Annotated in this window: 17 protein-coding genes; 4 read left to right on the forward strand and 13 right to left on the reverse strand. The window is 59.7% G+C overall.

Going from position 1 to position 16,308, the window contains the following annotated elements; translation table 11 throughout:
• The first annotated feature begins 78 nt into the window (after window positions 1-78).
• A complete protein-coding gene (locus AC2CGI_RS22540; RefSeq protein WP_015379419.1) occupies window positions 79-1,068 on the forward strand; it encodes a sulfate ABC transporter substrate-binding protein in 990 nt (329 codons plus the stop codon).
• Window positions 1,069-1,133: 65 nt separating this feature from the next.
• On the opposite strand, the gene tpiA is transcribed toward AC2CGI_RS22540, so the two are convergent.
• Both tpiA and AC2CGI_RS22550 read right to left on the reverse strand, forming a co-directional pair.
• On the reverse strand, window positions 1,134-1,901 hold the full coding sequence (tpiA, locus tag AC2CGI_RS22545) for a triose-phosphate isomerase (protein ID WP_004931113.1): 768 nt from the start codon (window positions 1,899-1,901) through the stop codon (window positions 1,134-1,136).
• 127 nt (window positions 1,902-2,028) lie between these two features.
• Window positions 2,029-2,613, reverse strand: coding sequence for a DUF1454 family protein (locus AC2CGI_RS22550; protein ID WP_021504458.1), 585 nt, complete (start codon window positions 2,611-2,613; stop codon window positions 2,029-2,031).
• Window positions 2,614-2,812: 199 nt separating this feature from the next.
• Between AC2CGI_RS22550 and AC2CGI_RS22555 the strand changes: the two genes are divergently transcribed.
• Window positions 2,813-3,232, forward strand: a complete 420-nt coding sequence (locus AC2CGI_RS22555) for a DUF805 domain-containing protein (protein WP_004931108.1) — start codon at window positions 2,813-2,815, stop codon at window positions 3,230-3,232.
• A gap of 8 nt (window positions 3,233-3,240) precedes the next feature.
• Here the strand turns inward: AC2CGI_RS22555 and fpr are convergent, their stop codons facing one another.
• Window positions 3,241-3,987: a ferredoxin--NADP(+) reductase gene (gene fpr / locus AC2CGI_RS22560; protein ID WP_004931107.1), complete on the reverse strand. Its 747-nt coding sequence runs from the start codon at window positions 3,985-3,987 to the stop codon at window positions 3,241-3,243.
• Window positions 3,988-3,990: 3 nt separating this feature from the next.
• On the reverse strand, window positions 3,991-4,602 hold the full coding sequence (locus AC2CGI_RS22565) for a helix-turn-helix transcriptional regulator (protein ID WP_004931104.1): 612 nt from the start codon (window positions 4,600-4,602) through the stop codon (window positions 3,991-3,993).
• A 297-nt stretch (window positions 4,603-4,899) separates the two neighbouring features.
• Here AC2CGI_RS22565 and emrD point away from each other — a divergent pair, with 297 nt between their 5' ends.
• Complete coding sequence (emrD, locus tag AC2CGI_RS22570) at window positions 4,900-6,084, forward strand: multidrug efflux MFS transporter EmrD (RefSeq protein ID WP_004931102.1); 1,185 nt, start codon at window positions 4,900-4,902, stop codon at window positions 6,082-6,084.
• A 194-nt stretch (window positions 6,085-6,278) separates the two neighbouring features.
• On the opposite strand, the gene glpX is transcribed toward emrD, so the two are convergent.
• The 3 genes from glpX to AC2CGI_RS22585 form a co-directional block, all read right to left on the reverse strand.
• Window positions 6,279-7,289: a class II fructose-bisphosphatase gene (gene glpX, locus AC2CGI_RS22575; RefSeq protein WP_016929713.1), complete on the reverse strand. Its 1,011-nt coding sequence runs from the start codon at window positions 7,287-7,289 to the stop codon at window positions 6,279-6,281.
• Window positions 7,290-7,417: 128 nt separating this feature from the next.
• Window positions 7,418-8,926: a glycerol kinase GlpK gene (glpK, locus tag AC2CGI_RS22580; RefSeq protein ID WP_004931097.1), complete on the reverse strand. Its 1,509-nt coding sequence runs from the start codon at window positions 8,924-8,926 to the stop codon at window positions 7,418-7,420.
• 42 nt (window positions 8,927-8,968) lie between these two features.
• On the reverse strand, window positions 8,969-9,814 hold the full coding sequence (locus AC2CGI_RS22585) for an MIP/aquaporin family protein (RefSeq protein ID WP_015379417.1): 846 nt from the start codon (window positions 9,812-9,814) through the stop codon (window positions 8,969-8,971).
• Window positions 9,815-10,337: 523 nt separating this feature from the next.
• On the opposite strand from AC2CGI_RS22585, the gene zapB reads away from it, so the two are divergent.
• A complete protein-coding gene (gene zapB / locus AC2CGI_RS22590; protein ID WP_004931092.1) occupies window positions 10,338-10,577 on the forward strand; it encodes a septal ring assembly protein ZapB in 240 nt (79 codons plus the stop codon).
• A gap of 60 nt (window positions 10,578-10,637) precedes the next feature.
• Here the strand turns inward: zapB and rraA are convergent, their stop codons facing one another.
• From rraA to cytR, 6 genes are all read right to left on the reverse strand, one after another.
• Window positions 10,638-11,123, reverse strand: a complete 486-nt coding sequence (gene rraA, locus AC2CGI_RS22595; protein ID WP_004931090.1) for a ribonuclease E activity regulator RraA — start codon at window positions 11,121-11,123, stop codon at window positions 10,638-10,640.
• A 75-nt stretch (window positions 11,124-11,198) separates the two neighbouring features.
• Window positions 11,199-12,116 (reverse strand): 1,4-dihydroxy-2-naphthoate polyprenyltransferase, encoded by a 918-nt coding sequence (locus AC2CGI_RS22600; RefSeq protein WP_033636436.1) that lies wholly within the window; start codon window positions 12,114-12,116, stop codon window positions 11,199-11,201.
• Between the two features lie 82 nt (window positions 12,117-12,198).
• Window positions 12,199-13,533, reverse strand: coding sequence for an ATP-dependent protease ATPase subunit HslU (hslU, locus tag AC2CGI_RS22605; protein WP_004931086.1), 1,335 nt, complete (start codon window positions 13,531-13,533; stop codon window positions 12,199-12,201).
• Window positions 13,534-13,545: 12 nt separating this feature from the next.
• Window positions 13,546-14,076, reverse strand: a complete 531-nt coding sequence (gene hslV, locus AC2CGI_RS22610; protein WP_004931085.1) for an ATP-dependent protease subunit HslV — start codon at window positions 14,074-14,076, stop codon at window positions 13,546-13,548.
• 102 nt (window positions 14,077-14,178) lie between these two features.
• Entirely contained in the window at window positions 14,179-15,114 is a 936-nt protein-coding gene (ftsN, locus tag AC2CGI_RS22615) for a cell division protein FtsN (protein WP_015379415.1), read from the reverse strand.
• A gap of 65 nt (window positions 15,115-15,179) precedes the next feature.
• Window positions 15,180-16,208, reverse strand: coding sequence for a DNA-binding transcriptional regulator CytR (gene cytR / locus AC2CGI_RS22620; RefSeq protein WP_004931082.1), 1,029 nt, complete (start codon window positions 16,206-16,208; stop codon window positions 15,180-15,182).
• Window positions 16,209-16,308 lie beyond the last annotated feature (100 nt).

Here is a 16,308-nt window from a genome sequence, read left to right on the forward strand (position 1 = left end):
GCCGGGAAAGTTTCTGGCAGGCTCTGATGCTAAATCAACCGATTGAGGTTGCGCTTAATTTTCTGGGAGAGCCTGTCGATGCGTAAATGGGGTGTAGGTCTGACATTGGTGCTGTTGGCGTCCGGCGCCATGGCGAAGGATATTCAGTTGCTGAACGTGTCATACGATCCGACGCGTGAGTTCTATCAGGCTTACAACACGGCATTCAGCAAGCACTACCAGGCGGAAACCGGCGACAAGGTGACGGTGCGCCAGTCGCACGGCGGTTCCGGCAAGCAGGCGACGTCGGTGATCAACGGCATCGAGGCCGACGTGGTGACGCTGGCGTTAGCCTATGACGTCGACGCCATCGCCGAACGCGGGCGCATCGAGAAAGACTGGATCAAACGCCTGCCGGACAATTCGGCGCCTTACACCTCGACCATCGTCTTCCTGGTGCGCAAAGGCAACCCGAAACAGATTCATGACTGGCCTGATTTGATCAAGCCGGGCGTGTCGGTGATCACCCCGAACCCGAAAACCTCCGGCGGCGCCCGCTGGAACTACCTGGCCGCCTGGGGCTACGCGTTGCACCACAACAACAACGATAAGGCCAAGGCGCAGGACTTCGTCAAAAACCTGTACAAGAACGTCGAGGTGCTGGATTCCGGCGCGCGCGGCTCGACCAACACCTTCGTTGAGCGCGGCATCGGCGACGTGCTGATCGCCTGGGAAAACGAAGCGTTGCTGGCGGAGAAAGAGCTGGGCAAAGACAAGTTCGAGATTATCACCCCGAGTGAATCGATCCTGGCCGAACCGACGGTGTCGGTGGTGGATAAGGTGGTCGACAAACGCGGTACCCGCGAGGTGGCGACCGCCTACCTGAAATATCTGTATTCGCCGGAAGGGCAGACTATCGCGGCACAGCACTATTACCGCCCGCGCGATGCGGCGGTGGCGGCCAAGTTCGCCGGGCAGTTCCCGCAGTTGAAGCTGTTCACCGTGGATGACACCTTCGGCGGCTGGACCGAAGCGCAGAAGGTGCACTTCGCCACCGGCGGCGTATTCGACGAAATCAGCAAACGCTGATGCCGTTTAAACGGCAATAAAAAACCCCGGCTTGCCGGGGTTTTTTTATGGCAAGCCTAAGGCAATCAGGCTTTTTTCGCTGCGGCAGCGGCTTTGACGATCACGGCGAAAGCGTCGGCTTTCAGCGAGGCGCCGCCAACCAGCGCGCCATCGATGTCCGGCTGGGAGAACAGCTCTGCGGCGTTCTTGTCGTTCACCGAACCGCCGTACTGGATGATGATTTCAGCGGCAACCGCGGCATCGTGCTTGGCGATGTGATCGCGGATAAATTTGTGCACGGCCTGCGCCTGCGCAGGGGTGGCGGATTTGCCGGTACCGATGGCCCAGACCGGCTCATAGGCGATCACGGTGCCTTTCATCGCCGGTGCGCCCAGCGTTTTCAGCACGGCGTCGATCTGGCGCGCGCATACTTCTTCGGTTTTGCCCGCGGCGTTTTCCGCTTCGGTTTCACCGATGCATAGCACCGGGATCAGGCCGGCTTCTTTCAGCACGGCGAATTTCTCGGCGATCACTTCGTCGCTTTCTTTGTGGTAGGTGCGACGCTCGGAGTGGCCGATGATGATGTACTGAGCGCCGACGTCTTTCAGCATGTTGGCGGAAACTTCACCGGTGAAGGCGCCGGACAGGTTAACGTCCACGTTCTGCGCGCCCAGCGCGATGCGGCTGCCGGCCAGCGCGTGCTTGGCCTGATCCAGATACATCACCGGCGGGGCGATGGCGACGCCACAGCCGTCAACGCTGCTCAGCTCATTGCGCAGACCGGCGATCAGTTCGTTGACCATGTGGGTGCTACCGTTAAGCTTCCAGTTACCCATAACTAATGGATGACGCATGTTTTTTCCTCCAACTAGGGAACGCGAGAGTCGAAATGACAACTGCCGGACCGGCAGTTTACCTGCCCAACAGTATAGAGATCATTAAGCGCGAAGGCTTTGCTTTTCGTCATTAAATGCCGCGCCGTTACGGCTCGGAAAGCGCCAGCTTAATCGGTTCAACCGCGAAGGTGACGCCTTTATCGCCGTTGTCCGAGACGACATAGCGAATGGCGCCGACCTGCTGTTGGTAAAAGCGCGATCCTTTGCCTTTTTCCAGCAGGCTGTTCACCTTGTTCTGGCTCTGTTCCACCGTCAGCGCCGGTTCGAATTGACGCATCAGCGCCGCCATGTAGTTGATGGCGATGGCGCGCGCGGCTTTTTCTTCATTGGCCTGCTGCAGCGGCAGATGCGTGATCTGCAACGTTTTGATTTTACCGGTACCTTTCTCCAGTGCGGTGGAGGCGTACAGGTTTTCGTTGAGTTTACTGGCGGCGCGCGTCAGCAGCGGCGAATCGTCTTCGGCGGCGGGAATGGCGCGGAATTCGCCAATCGGCAGCTTGGGGTTGTCGCGATTGTATTTCTCGCGGAACTTGACCACCGTCAGATCGAAGGTCGGCGCCCCGGCCAGCAGGTAAGGCGCGGTCGGTTTCGCTTCGGCGGCGGGCGGTTCGGCCCAGGCGCTGGCGGCGGCCTGCAGCAGGCAGGCGATGGCGAGGGTTTTTCTCAGCATGGCGTATGGCATCAAGGACAAAGATGGCTCCGATTAAAGCGATAACCCGCAGGCCTTGTCAAAGATCCCACGCCATTATCGGTTCGCTGACGAGAAAGCTGTGCGGCGCGCCGCGTTATGCAAGGCGGAAAACTCGGCCCGGCAGCGCCTATGTTACACTGCGGCGCAGAATATGGGCAGGCTTAGAGCGCAGGAATCGATGACGTTACAACAGTGGTGTTTTTCTTTTAAGGGCCGCATCGGGCGGCGCGACTTCTGGATCTGGATGGGGCTGTGGTTGGTGCTGATGGCGGCGGCGTTTACGCTGGCCAATTATCAATTGATCGCCATCCAATCCATCGCCTTCTTCATCGTGGCGCTGCTCTGGCCGACGGCGGCGGTGCTGGTCAAACGTCTGCACGATCGCAACAAGGCCGGCTGGTGGGCGTTGCTGCTGATCCTGGCGTGGATGCTGGCGGCGGGCAACTGGCAAATGCTGGCGCCGATCTGGCAATGGGGCGTCGGGCGTTTCATCCCGACGCTGATTATCGTGATGATGACTATCGATCTGGGCGCCTTCGTCGGCACGCCGGGAGACAATCGGTTCGGCCCGGAAGCCGAACCGGTGAAGTTCCGCTGATCCTCGGGTTACCAGTAGTGCTCGCTGGTGATGTGGCCCGGTTTGCGGCGCAGGTGCTTGCGCATTTGGCGGTGGTCTTTCAGCGTTTGCTGGGTGTCCCGCACCATCTGCGGGTTGCCGCACAGCATCACGTGGCTGGTTTCGGCGTCGATGGTCAAGCCGATCGCCGCTTCCAGCCGGCCGTCCTCGATCAGCGCCGGCACGCGGCCGGTCAGTGAACCGGGCGTCTCTTCACGGCTGACGACGGTCTGGATGCGCAGCTTGCCGTTGTAGCGTTGCTGCAGTTGCTGCATCAGCGGCAGGTAGCTCAGATCGCGCGCAAAACGCGCGGCGTGCACCAGCACCAGGTTGTTAAAGCGTTCCAGGCCGACGCCTTGCTGCAGAATCGATAAATAGGGGCCGATGGCGGTGCCGGTCGCCAGCATCCACAGCGTGTCGCAGTCGGGCACCTCATCCAGCACGAAGAATCCGGCCGCTTCTTTAGTCACCATGACATCCGAACCTGGCCGCAGCTGATTGAGGCGCGGGCTCAGTTTGCCTTCCGGCACCGTCACCAGATAGAACTCCAGGTTGGCGTCATCGGGGGCATTGACGTAGGAGTAGGCGCGTTGCACTCGTTCGCCGTCGATCTCCAGCGCCAGTTTGGCGAATTGCCCGGCGGTGAAAGGATCGATGGGGGCATTGACCACCAGGCTGAACAGCCCGTCGGTCCATTGTTTTACCTGCGTAACCTTGCCGTTTACCCATTCAGCCATACTCTAAAGCTCCCGTGGTCGAATCAAATAAGCACAATGTCGTGAGCCGGAAATGGCGTGCGTGGTGCGCTCTATCCGGTAGTCGTTGCCGAACAGGCGGTGAAACAGCTGCAGCTCGGAATTGCACAGGCTGCTGCAGTTGGAACCGGCCACGCCGATCGGACAGTGGTTTTCCACCAACAGCGCACCGTGCGGATGATCGAGCAATTCAGCCATGTAACCATCATGTTGCCGCAGACGCACCAATCGGGCTAACCGCTCTTGGTGGCTGCGCTCGGCAGACAGCTCTTCGGCATAACGCAGATAAAGCTGCTCTTCGCGCGCGTTCAGCAACGGTTCCACGCCGGCGCCGCCAAACAGCCGCAGCGCGGATGCCCGCAGCCGTTCCTGATCGGCGGCCGCAAAAGCGTGCCCTCGCGCTGTCAGCGACCAGTAGCGCGTCGGGCGGCCGACCTTGCTGCGCGCTTCTTCGTAACAAACCAACTCACGTTTTTCCAGGGATTGCAGATGTTGTCGGATGCCCATCGGCGTGATGTCCAGACGCTCCGCCAGCATTTTGGCCGAGTGCGGGCCGAGAGCCTTTAACTGCAATAAAATCAGCTCAGGTGTTTTCATGAACCAAATCCCTATGGTGTTATTTTATTTCAAGTTGATGAAAATAATTATCGATTAAATGCTAAAGCGCGGCTACTGCAAGGGCGCTATTTTTAACTCCAAAGCGTTAGACGTACAGTTTAATTTACGAGCCTGGTCGGGTTTGCTGCCAGTGTGACCTGGATCAATATCTGCCTGAAACTCGCTAAAAAAATCAGATTTGATTAGTTTATGCCGCCATAGAGGGCTGCTCGCCGTTCTGGCTGCTGCAACGGCCATACCGGGACGCTGTGACGAGTTGAAACGTTAACGAAGATAATGAGAAAACTAGAGAATTTTCACCTGCTGGTGATGCTTATCCTGTTGGTCGCCGTCGGCCAGATGGCGCAAACCATTTATGTTCCCGTTATTGCTGATATCGCCCACGATCTGTCGGTTCGCACCGGCGCCGTGCAACGGGTGATGGCGGCGTATCTGCTGACCTACGGTTTCTCCCAGCTGATTTACGGGCCGATATCGGATCGTATCGGGCGCCGCCCGGTGATCCTGACCGGCATGATGATCTTCCTGGTCGGTGCGCTGGGCGCGCTGCTGTCCACCAACCTGACGATGCTGGTTGCCGCCAGCGCGATTCAGGGCATGGGCACCGGCGTGGCGGGCGTGATGGCGCGCACCATGCCGCGCGATCTGTATGCCGGCACCGCCCTGCGCTACGCCAACAGCCTGTTGAACATGGGGATTTTGGTTAGCCCGCTGCTGGCGCCGGTGATCGGCGGCGCATTGGCGATGGTGTTCGGCTGGCGCGCCTGCTACGCCTTCCTGCTGGCGCTGTGCGCCTGCGTCGCCTTCGCCATGTTCCGCTGGCTGCCGGAAACCCGCCCGGTGCAAACGGAAAAACGTCGCATGCTGGCCAGTTTCCGCCAGCTGCTGGGTGACAGCACCTTCAGCTGCTATCTGGTGATGCTGATCGGCGCGCTGGCGGGGATTGCGGTATTCGAGGCCAGCTGCGGCGTGTTGATGGGCGGCGTGTTGGGGCTGAGTGGGCTGACCGTCAGCATCCTGTTCATTCTGCCGATCCCGGCGGCGTTTTTCGGCGCCTGGTACGCCGGGCGCGACGGCAAGACCTTCCACACGCTGATGTGGCATTCGGTGATTAGCTGCCTGCTGGCGGGGGCGATGATGTGGATCCCGGGCTGGTTCGGCGTGATGAACATCTGGACGCTGATCGTGCCGGCCGCGCTGTTCTTCTTCGGCGCCGGCATGCTGTTCCCGCTGGCGACCACCGGGGCGATGGAGCCGTTCCCTTACCTGGCCGGCGCGGCGGGCGCACTGGTGGGCGGGATGCAGAACATGGGGTCCGGTCTGGCGACCTGGCTGTCCGCCATGTTGCCGCAAACCGGGCAGTTCAGCCTCGGCTTGCTGATGTTCGCGATGGCGCTGCTGATCCTGCTGTGCTGGTGGCCGCTGTCCAATCGTATGCAGCATCAGGGGCATACCGCATAACGACAGGGCGCCATTCGGCGCCCTCATACCGTTGACAAAGGGGAGAAAAAGCGGGGTTTTTCTCCCCTTTGTGGTTATCAGCCGAAAATCAATAGATTGATTTTCCTTGTTTTTTATTCGCTGTTCTCTGCCAACACGGCAAGGGCATGAGGTTTGTCATCAATCATCAGGGCGCCATTCGGCGCCCTGTTTCGTTACAGCAGAAACTCGTGCAGCGCCGGGTCTTTGCGATCCAGATAGTGGGTCGAACGAATACGGCGGATGGTGCGCGACTTGCCGCGGATCAGCAACGTTTCGGTGGTGGCCATGTTGCCCTGGCGGCTGATGCCTTCCAGCAGATCGCCCTTGGTGATGCCGGTGGCGGAGAAGATCACGTTGTCGTTGCGCGCCATCTGATCCAGACGCAGCGCCTGGCCGGCTTCGATACCCATCTCCCGGCAGCGGGCCAACTCTTGTTCGCCGATGCGGCGGTTTTCGGCGCTGTCGCCTTTCACCTCATGACGCGGCAGCAAACGCGCCTGCATGTCACCGTCCAGCGCGCGGATCACCGCGGCTGAGATCACCCCTTCCGGTGCGCCGCCGATGCCGTACATCACATCGACCTCGCTTTCCGGCATGCAGGTGAGAATGGAGGCCGCTACGTCGCCGTCAGGAATGGCGAATACTCGCACGCCCAATTGCTGCATCTGCGCGATGACGCCGTCGTGGCGCGGTTTGGCCAATACGATCACCGTCAGCTGCGACAGTGGTTTGCCCAGTCGTTCGGCGACGTTCTGCAGGTTTTCTGCCAATGGCCGGTTGAGATCGATGGCGCCGCGCGCCGCCGGGCCGACCACCAGCTTCTCCATGTACATGTCCGGCGCGTGCAGGAAGGTGCCGCGATCGCCCACCGCCAATACCGCCAGCGCATTGGACTGGCCCATGGCGGTCATGCGGGTGCCTTCGATCGGATCGACCGCGATGTCGACCGCGTCGCCCTGACCGGTACCGACCTGCTCGCCGATATACAACATCGGCGCTTCGTCGATCTCGCCTTCGCCGATCACGATGCGCCCATCGATATCCACTTTGTTGAGCATGATGCGCATGGCGTGGACCGCCGCGCCGTCGGCGGCGTTCTTGTCGCCGCGTCCCAGCCATTTGTAGCCCGCCAGCGCGGCGGCTTCGGTAACGCGGGAGAATTCGATGGCTAATTCACGTTTCATGGCAAACCTGTCTGTGAGAAAGGGAGGAAAATATCGACAAAGTCTATCACAGCGCGGTGGCGGCAGGGCGAGGCAAAAAAAAGCGCCGCCCGCAGGCAGCGCTTGTTGGCGAAACGGCAGCTTCGGGATTACTCGTGATCTTCCCATGCCTGAGCGCGAGCCACCGCTTTTTTCCAGCCGCTGTAGCGGTAGTTGCGTTCGGTGGTTTCGATGCTTGGGCGGAATTCACGCTCAACCACCGCTTTGCTCTTCACTTCATCCAGATCGTTCCAGTAGCCGATGGCCAGGCCCGCCAGGAACGCCGCGCCCAGCGCCGTCGATTCACGCACTTCAGGGCGTTCTACGCGGGTGCCGAGAATATCGGACTGGAACTGCATCAGGAAGTTGTTGGCGACCGCGCCGCCGTCCACGCGCAGCGATTGCAGGCGGGTGTTGGCGTCGGCCTGCATGGCGTCCAGCACGTCACGGGTCTGGAAGGCGATGGATTCCAGCGTGGCGCGGATGATGTGGTTGCTGTTGGCACCACGGGTCAGGCCGAAGATGGCGCCGCGGGCATACGGATCCCAGTAGGGCGCGCCCAGGCCGGTGAAGGCCGGCACCACATAGACGCCGTTGCTGTCTTTCACCTTGGTGGCGAAATATTCGGAGTCGGCGGCGTCGCTGATCAGTTTCAGCTCGTCGCGCAGCCACTGGATAGACGCACCGCCGATGAACACCGCGCCTTCCAGCGCATAGTTCACTTCGCCGCGTGGGCCGCAGGCGATGGTGGTCAGCAGACCGTTTTTCGAGCGCACCGCTTCTTTGCCGGTGTTCATCAGCAGGAAGCAGCCGGTGCCGTAGGTGTTCTTCGCCATGCCCGGTTGAACGCACAGCTGGCCGTACAGTGCCGCCTGCTGGTCACCGGCGATACCGGCGATAGGAATACGCGTGCCGCCCTTACCGCCGATGTTGGTCTGGCCGTACACTTCGGAGGACGGGCGGACTTTCGGCAGCATGGCGCGCGGGATATCCAGCACTTCCAGCATGCGCTCGTCCCAGTCCAGTTCGTGGATGTTGAACATCATGGTGCGTGAGGCGTTGGTGTAATCGGTGACGTGTACGCGCCCCTGGGTCATTTTCCACACCAGCCAGGTATCCACGGTGCCGAACAGCAGTTCGCCGCGCTTGGCGCGCTCGCGGGCGCCTTCGACGTTGTCCAGGATCCACTTCACCTTGGTGCCGGAGAAGTACGGGTCAACCACCAGGCCGGTGTTGTGACGGATGTACTCTTCCAGGCCGTCGCGCTTGAGCTTCTCGCAGATGTCGGCGGTGCGGCGGCACTGCCAAACGATGGCGTTGTAAATCGGCTTGCCGGTCTCTTTTTCCCAGACGATGGTGGTTTCGCGCTGGTTGGTGATGCCGATGCCGGCGATCTGATCGGAATTGATGTCGGCTTTCGCCAGCACTTCTACCAGCGTCGAACTTTGCGACGCCCAGATCTCCATTGGGTCGTGCTCAACCCAGCCGGCCTTTGGATAGATCTGCGGGAATTCGCGCTGCGATACTGCAACGATGTTGGCGTCGTGATCGAGCACGACGGCACGTGAGCTGGTGGTCCCTTGGTCGAGTGCGACAATGTATTTTTTTTCTACAGTCATGGTAATTATCCTGCTGTTGTTAACCGTGTAAAACTGCACCCATCACGCTTTACGCTGCTGGGTCTTGGCGTCAGGCTCTTCTTCCGTCACGCAGACGTCGCACGGCAGGTGGCGGCCAATCAGCGCGCGGTAACCGAAAGCGCCCAGGCCACAGCCGACGATAGGGGCGAAGATCGGCACCAGGAAGTACGGGATGTCGCGTGCGCCGGTGAAGGCGACTTTGCCCCAGCCGGCCAGGTAGGCGAACAGTTTCGGCCCGAAGTCACGCGCCGGGTTCAACGCAAAGCCGGTCAATGGTCCCATGGAGGCGCCGATCACGGCAATCAGAATACCGATCAGCAGCGGCGCCAGCGGGCCGCGCGGAATGCCGTTGCCGTCGTCGGTCAGCGCCAGGATCAGGCACATCAGGATTGCAGCGATCACCATTTCTACCAGGAAGGCCTGGCCGACGGAGATGTGCGCGTTAGGGTAAGTCGAGAAGATGCCGGCCAGTTCGAGGCTTTCGTTGCTGCCGCGCACCATGTGGTGGGCCGCTTCGAAGTCGAAGAACAGATTGTAGTACAGCCCGTAGACCAAGGCCGCGGCGCAGAAGGCGCCGGCGACCTGCGCAATGATGTAAGGCACCACTTTGCGCCCGTCGAAGCAGGCGAACAGCCACAGGGCGAGGGTGACCGCCGGGTTGAGATGCGCACCGGAAATCGCGGCGGTCAGATAGATGGCCATGGCGACGCCCAGGCCCCAAATGATGCTGATTTCCCACTGGCCGAAGCTGGCGCCCGCCAGTTTCAGCGCGGCAACGCAGCCTACGCCAAAGAAGATCAGCAGCGCCGTGCCGAGGAACTCGGCGATGCACTGGCCTTTTAATGTCGGACTGGTGGTTTGGCTCATAATGTTGGTGTCCTGCAAAACGGCGGTTGTTGGTTTATAGGCTCAGCCAGGTATACATCTGACCTATGGGCACAGTTTTTTCATCTCGTCCAATTATTGAATGAGGACGTGATGTAAATTTATCGTTAACGAACATAAACGAGAAATAGCGAAATCAAAATGTGTGTGGCGCGTCATAAAATTGAGCGATTTCGCGTCGTTTAGTGTTCTTTCTGAGCCATAAAAGTGTGATCTGACCAGTGGTTTAGCGAGGGGCGTTAACAACTCGCGGCGGCGGCGATGGGGATTTTCAGTTTTTGCTGATGGCGAGGGCAGGAAAATTGCAACAGACTGCGCGATGATCCGGTATGTTGCTAGACAGGCGGAGACTGGCTACTTACAATCGTTTTTAACGAATCGAGACCGGCGCGCCTTTCGTAACGGCGCGCGTCACTGAGCGCGATGCAATATTCGCAGTAGCTGCAGCCGACGTTGCGGCCGCTACTTATAGATGTACGCCTTGCTATCATGAGGGGACTGAAGCATGTCATTTGAAGTATTTGAGAAACTGGAAGCAAAAGTACAGCAGGCGATTGATACCATCACCTTGTTGCAGATGGAAATTGAAGAGCTGAAAGACAAAAACAACTCTCTGTCGCAGGAAGTTCAGGCTGCCTCCGGCAACCACGAAGCGCTGGTGCGTGAAAACCAACAGCTGAAAGAAGAACAGCACGTATGGCAAGATCGCCTGCGCGCGCTGCTGGGCAAAATGGAAGAGGTTTGATTCCTTACGCCATGCAGCAACGAAAAGGGCGCCTGAGGCGCCCTTTTTCATGTCCGAAAATCACTCGATGTCGAGCGGGTCTTCGGAGAGGATGATGCCGGTGTTGTCGGCATACAGGTGGTCGCCTGAGAAGAAGGTGACGCCACCGAAGTTGACGCGGATATCGCTTTCGCCCACGCCTTCGCTTACGGCACCCGCCGGGATCGCCGCCATCGCCTGAATGCCGATGTCGAGCTCTTCCAGATCGTCCACCTGGCGCACCGCGCCGTACACCACGATGCCTTCCCATTCGTTCTGGGCGGCCAGGCGCGCCAGTTCGGCGTTGATCAGCGCCCGGCGTACCGAACCGCCGCCGTCGACCAACAGCACGCGGCCGCGGCCGTTTTCTTCAAGCAGATCGAATAACAGGCCGTTATCCTCAAAGCATTTCACCGTGGTGATCTGCCCGCCAAATGAAGTACGCCCGCCAAAATTGGAGAACAGAGGTTCAACAACGTTCACCTCTTCATGATAGATGTCGCAAAGTTCGGAAGTATCGTATTTCATAGGATTTTACGTCTGTTTGCCGCAGGAATGTTCAGTATATCCCTTTATTCGCCCTGTTGGCAAAATCATCAGTTTTTAACTGAGCGCCACGCCGATGGCGAACAGCAGGTTGGCCAGCAACGCCGCCTTGACCATATGCTCCAGCATCGGCCGCATGCCGACCGGCGTCGGATCGCGCAGCACGCGCAGGCCGTGGCGCACCAGCAGCGGGATCGCCAGCACGAACAGCCAACCCCACGGGCTGTGGAGGTTGAACAGCGTGAACAGCGCGAAACACAGCACCGCGCCGCCGAGCAGCAGGGCGTGGTAAATGCGCGCCTTGTGCGGGCCGAGACGCACTGCCAGCGTATTCTTGCCGTTTTCGCGATCGCTTTCGATATCGCGCAGATTGTTGATGTTGAGCACCGCCGTCGCCAGCAGGCCGCAGGCGGTGGCCGGCAGCATCACGACGCTGTCGAAGGTGTGCGTCTGCAGATAGTAGGTGCCGGCCACGCTCAGCCAGCCGAAGAACACCAGCACCGAGATATCGCCCAGCCCCAAATATCCGTAGGGCTTGTTGCCGACGGTGTAGGTGATGGCCGCCACGATGGACAGCCCGCCCAGCACCAGGAAACCCACCACGTCGCTGGGTTGCTCACAGGCGACGGCGATCAGCGAACAGCCGGCGAGGGCGATCAGCACCACCGTCACCACCAGCGCCCGTTTCATCTGCGCCTGGGTGATCATGCCTTTCTGCATGCCGCGCAATGGCCCGATGCGATCTTCTTTGTCGCTGCCTTTGACCGCATCGCCGTAGTCGTTCGCCAGGTTGGAGAGGATCTGCAGCAGGCCGGCGGTCAACAGCGCCAGGAGCGCTACTTCCGGTTTCAGGCTACCGTGCCAGGCGGCGATTGCCGAGCCGACCACGATGGAGGCAAAGGCCAGCGGCAGGGTGCGGGGGCGTAGACTTTCCAGCCAGGCGGAAATCGGGGTGGTGGGGGTTGATGAGCTCATGTTTCGCTTCTGTGTCCGTTAGAAATAATTGTGGGAGGCAATGCCTCCCACACAGATGACTGACAAGACAATGATTGAGCGATTATAGGATAAAACGACTCAAATCTTCATCCGCCACCAGTTCATCCAGATGACTGCGCACGTAATCCGCATCAATTGTAATGGATTGGCCATTAATTTCACTCGCATCGTAGGAAATATCTTCCATCAGACGCTCCAGCACGGTGTGCAGACGACGCGCGCCGATGTTCTCGGTGCTTTCGTTGACCTGCCACGCGGCTTCGGCGATGCGGCGGATGCCGTCGGCGGTGAACTCGATGTTGACGCCTTCGGTGCCCATCAGCGCTTTGTACTGCTCGGTCAGCGACGCGCTCGGCTCGGTCAGGATGCGCTCGAAGTCTTCGGTGGTCAGCGCCTGCAGCTCAACGCGGATCGGCAGACGGCCCTGCAGTTCCGGGATCAGATCCGACGGATTGGCGGTCTGGAACGCGCCGGAAGCGATGAACAGGATGTGGTCGGTCTTCACCATGCCGTGCTTGGTGGACACGGTGCAGCCTTCCACCAGCGGCAGCAGATCGCGCTGCACGCCTTCGCGCGAGACATCCGGACCGGAGCTTTGGCCGCCGCGCTTACAGATTTTGTCGATCTCATCGATAAACACGATGCCGTGCTGCTCAACCGCTTCGATCGCCTGCTCTTTCAGCTCTTCCGGGTTCACCAGCTTGGCGGCTTCTTCTTCCACCAGCAGCTTGAAGGCTTCTTTGATCTTCAGCTTGCGCGGTTTTTGCTTCTGGCCGCCGAGGTTCTGGAACATCGACTGCAGCTGGTTGGTCATCTCTTCCATGCCAGGAGGCGCCATGATTTCCACGCCCATCGGCGCGGCGGCCAGATCGATTTCGATCTCTTTGTCATCCAGCTGGCCTTCGCGCAGTTTCTTGCGGAATGCCTGGCGGGCGGCGGACGGTTCCTGATTTTCTTCCGGCTGGCCCCAGTTGTTTTTGGCCGGCGGGATCAGCACGTCGAGAATGCGCTCTTCGGCCAACTCTTCGGCGCGGGTGCGGTTTTTCTCGATCGACTGCATGCGCACCATTTTGATGGCGGCATCGGTCAGATCGCGGATGATGGAGTCCACTTCTTTGCCCACATAGCCCACTTCGGTGAACTTGGTGGCTTCAACCTTGATGAACGGCGCGTTGGCCAGCTTCGCCAGACGGCGGGCGATTTCGGTTTTACCGACGCCGGTCGGGCCGATCATCAGAATGTTTTTCGGGGTCACTTCGTGACGCAGCATCTCGTTGAGCTGCATCCGGCGCCAGCGGTTGCGCAGGGCAATGGCGACAGCGCGTTTGGCCTTGTTTTGGCCAATGATATAGCTGTCCAGTTCGCTGACGATCTCGCGCGGGGTCATTTCAGACATGGTATTCGATCCTTACGCTTTGGAAGGCAATTCTTCAATGGTGTGGAAATGGTTGGTGTAAATACAGATGTCGCCGGCGATGTTGAGAGATTTCTCAACGATGTCGCGGGCGCTCAGTTCGGTATTTTCCAACATGGCGCGGGCGGCGGCCTGGGCGTACGGGCCGCCGGAGCCGATGGCGATCAGATCGTTTTCCGGCTGCACCACATCGCCGTTGCCGGTGATGATCAGCGAGGCGGTTTCATCGGCGACCGCCAGCAGCGCTTCGAGCTTGCGCAGCATGCGGTCGGTGCGCCAGTCTTTCGCCAGCTCGACGGCGGCTTTCACCAGGTGGCCCTGATGCATTTCCAGTTTGCGTTCAAACAGTTCAAACAGCGTGAAGGCGTCAGCGGTGCCACCGGCGAAACCGGCGATCACTTTGTCGTTATACAGGCGACGCACTTTCTTGACGTTACCCTTCATCACCGTATTACCCAGGGTTGCCTGGCCATCACCACCGATGACGACCTGGCCGTTGCGGCGTACGCTTACAATTGTTGTCACGAGCAGACCCTCGTTAAAGACGGAAAGAAGTCCCCGCAGCGCCTGCTTTCGCAGACGCTACGAGGCATATTGAGAGTATAGATGGGGGGGGATTGACGCTTTTCAACCCCCAACGGAGAGGGGAATGCAACTCGACATGCCGACGCCCTTCAGGCGCGAAAGGGTTTTGTCCGCTGCGGCGCGGCTGCTGTAGGGGCCGAGCACCACGCGATTCCAACCGCCGCCGGCGGTGATGCGGCTTTCGATGCCCTCGAACGCCAGGCGCGCACGCACGGATTCAGCCTGATCGGTGGCGCGGAACGAACCGCATTGCACCATCCACTTCTGTTTCGATTCCGGTTTGGTGTCCTGCTTGGCCGTTTCCTGTTTCACTTCCGGTTTGGGCTCCGGCTTCGGTTGCGGCTTCGGCTCAGGCTGTTTCACCTGCACCGGTTGCTGGGTGGCCGGCTTCGGCTGCTGGTGCTGCTGCACCGGCGCGGTGGTGGCCCCGTTGTTGAACGGGTTGCGCGGCGGCTGAGTGACCTGCTGCTGTTGCTGTACCGGCTGCTGCTGCATTTGCTGTTGTTGCATCTGCTGCTGCTGGCGGTTACTGCGCGCGTTGGCCTGGCCCGGATCGTTATACGGCACTTCGTTCAGCTGCGTCGGGCGCTGCTGCATGTCGGCCTGCATTTGTTCCAGCAACTGCCGCTGTTCGGCGGTCAGCTGAGTTTTGGAATTGAGCTCGCCGCCGGCCGTCGGTTCGGTCGGAGTTTGCACGCCGATCTGGCGGTTTTCCAGCTCTTTGATATAGCGCCAGCGCTCTTCCGGCTTCGGCGGCAGGCCGTTGCCCGGGCGAGTGGTGTGCGCAGGCAACAACGGCGCGTCTTCCGGCTTGTTGTGCGTAATGAAATAGAGGCCACCGACAAAGACAACCAGCAACGCGACGGCTAACGCCAGCACGGTTTTGGAAACCTTCGGAGAACTGCGTTTTTTACGGCTGGGGGTTTTGCGCTTAGCTCCTGCTGCGCGCCCACGGCTTACATAGTCTTTTTGTGCCACTATTATTCCGCTGTGTCCTGATGAGAGGATAAGTCCGTCATGTTACTGAACCCTAAAATATTTGACTAGCGTTTCGGGGCAGCGGTGCTGCCTCTGATAATCAATTCACTGTCCAATAGCCGGGAGCCGCTGGCCACCGTCTGGCCGTTCAACTGCTCCAGCAGCAGCAACATCGCCTGCTGGCCGATCTGGAAGCGCGGCTGCGCCACCGTGGTCAGCGGCGGATCGCAATACTGCGCCAGCTTGAGGTCGTCAAAGCCGACGATCGACAGATCCTGCGGAACCCGCAGCCCCATTTTCTTCGCCTGGGACAGCACGCCGATCGCCATGACGTCGCTGTGGCAGAACACCGCCGTCGGCGGTTTCGGCTGAGCCATCAGCGCCGTCAGCGCTTGCGCGCCGGCTTCGTAGGTAAAATCACCCCGGGTAATATAGCTGCTTTCGACGGTAATGCCATTACGACGTAGCGCTTGAACGTAACCCTGCAGCCGATAATGGCTCAGCGGCATCTGTTCCGGCCCGGCGACGCAGGCGATCTGCCGGTGGCCCAATTGATGCAAATAATGCACGGCTTCAAAGGCGGCGGTCAGGTTGTCGATGTGCACCGTCGGCAGTTCCAGCTCAGGGGCAAACTCGTTGGCCATCACCATCGGCGGCAGGTTGCGCTGCTCTTCCTTGCTGGCGTCAAACGGCAGGTTGGAGCCCAGCAGCAGCATACCGTCGATCTGTTTGGTGATGATCAGATTGACGAAGGTGCGCTCTTGCTGATTTTGCTGCGCGCAGTCGCCGATCAGCACCAGATAACCTTGTTGGGCCGCGGTCTGTTCGATCCCCTGGATCACATCGGCGAAAAACGGATCGCAGATGTCGGGCACGATCACCAGGATGGTGCGGGATTCGTTGCGTTTGATATTGCGTGACAGAGCATGAGGAGAATAACCTACGGCCAGCACGGCCTGTTCCACTTTCTGGCGCGTTGGCGTTGACACCTTTTCCGGGTTCATCAGCGCACGCGATACGGTAGCCGTTGAAACGCCCGCCATTTCGGCGACGTCTTTCATGGTCGCCATGGATAACTCTTTCTTGTGTTCCAACGCCTTTCTCCTTGCGTCAGCCCCATGCCGACGCCACTACTGCTGTTTGCTCACAATGTCCGGCATGCGGTGGCGAGATTGTTGTCATTGAGCGCCACTC

It is taken from the genome of Serratia sp. LSHTC3 (assembly GCF_057197125.1).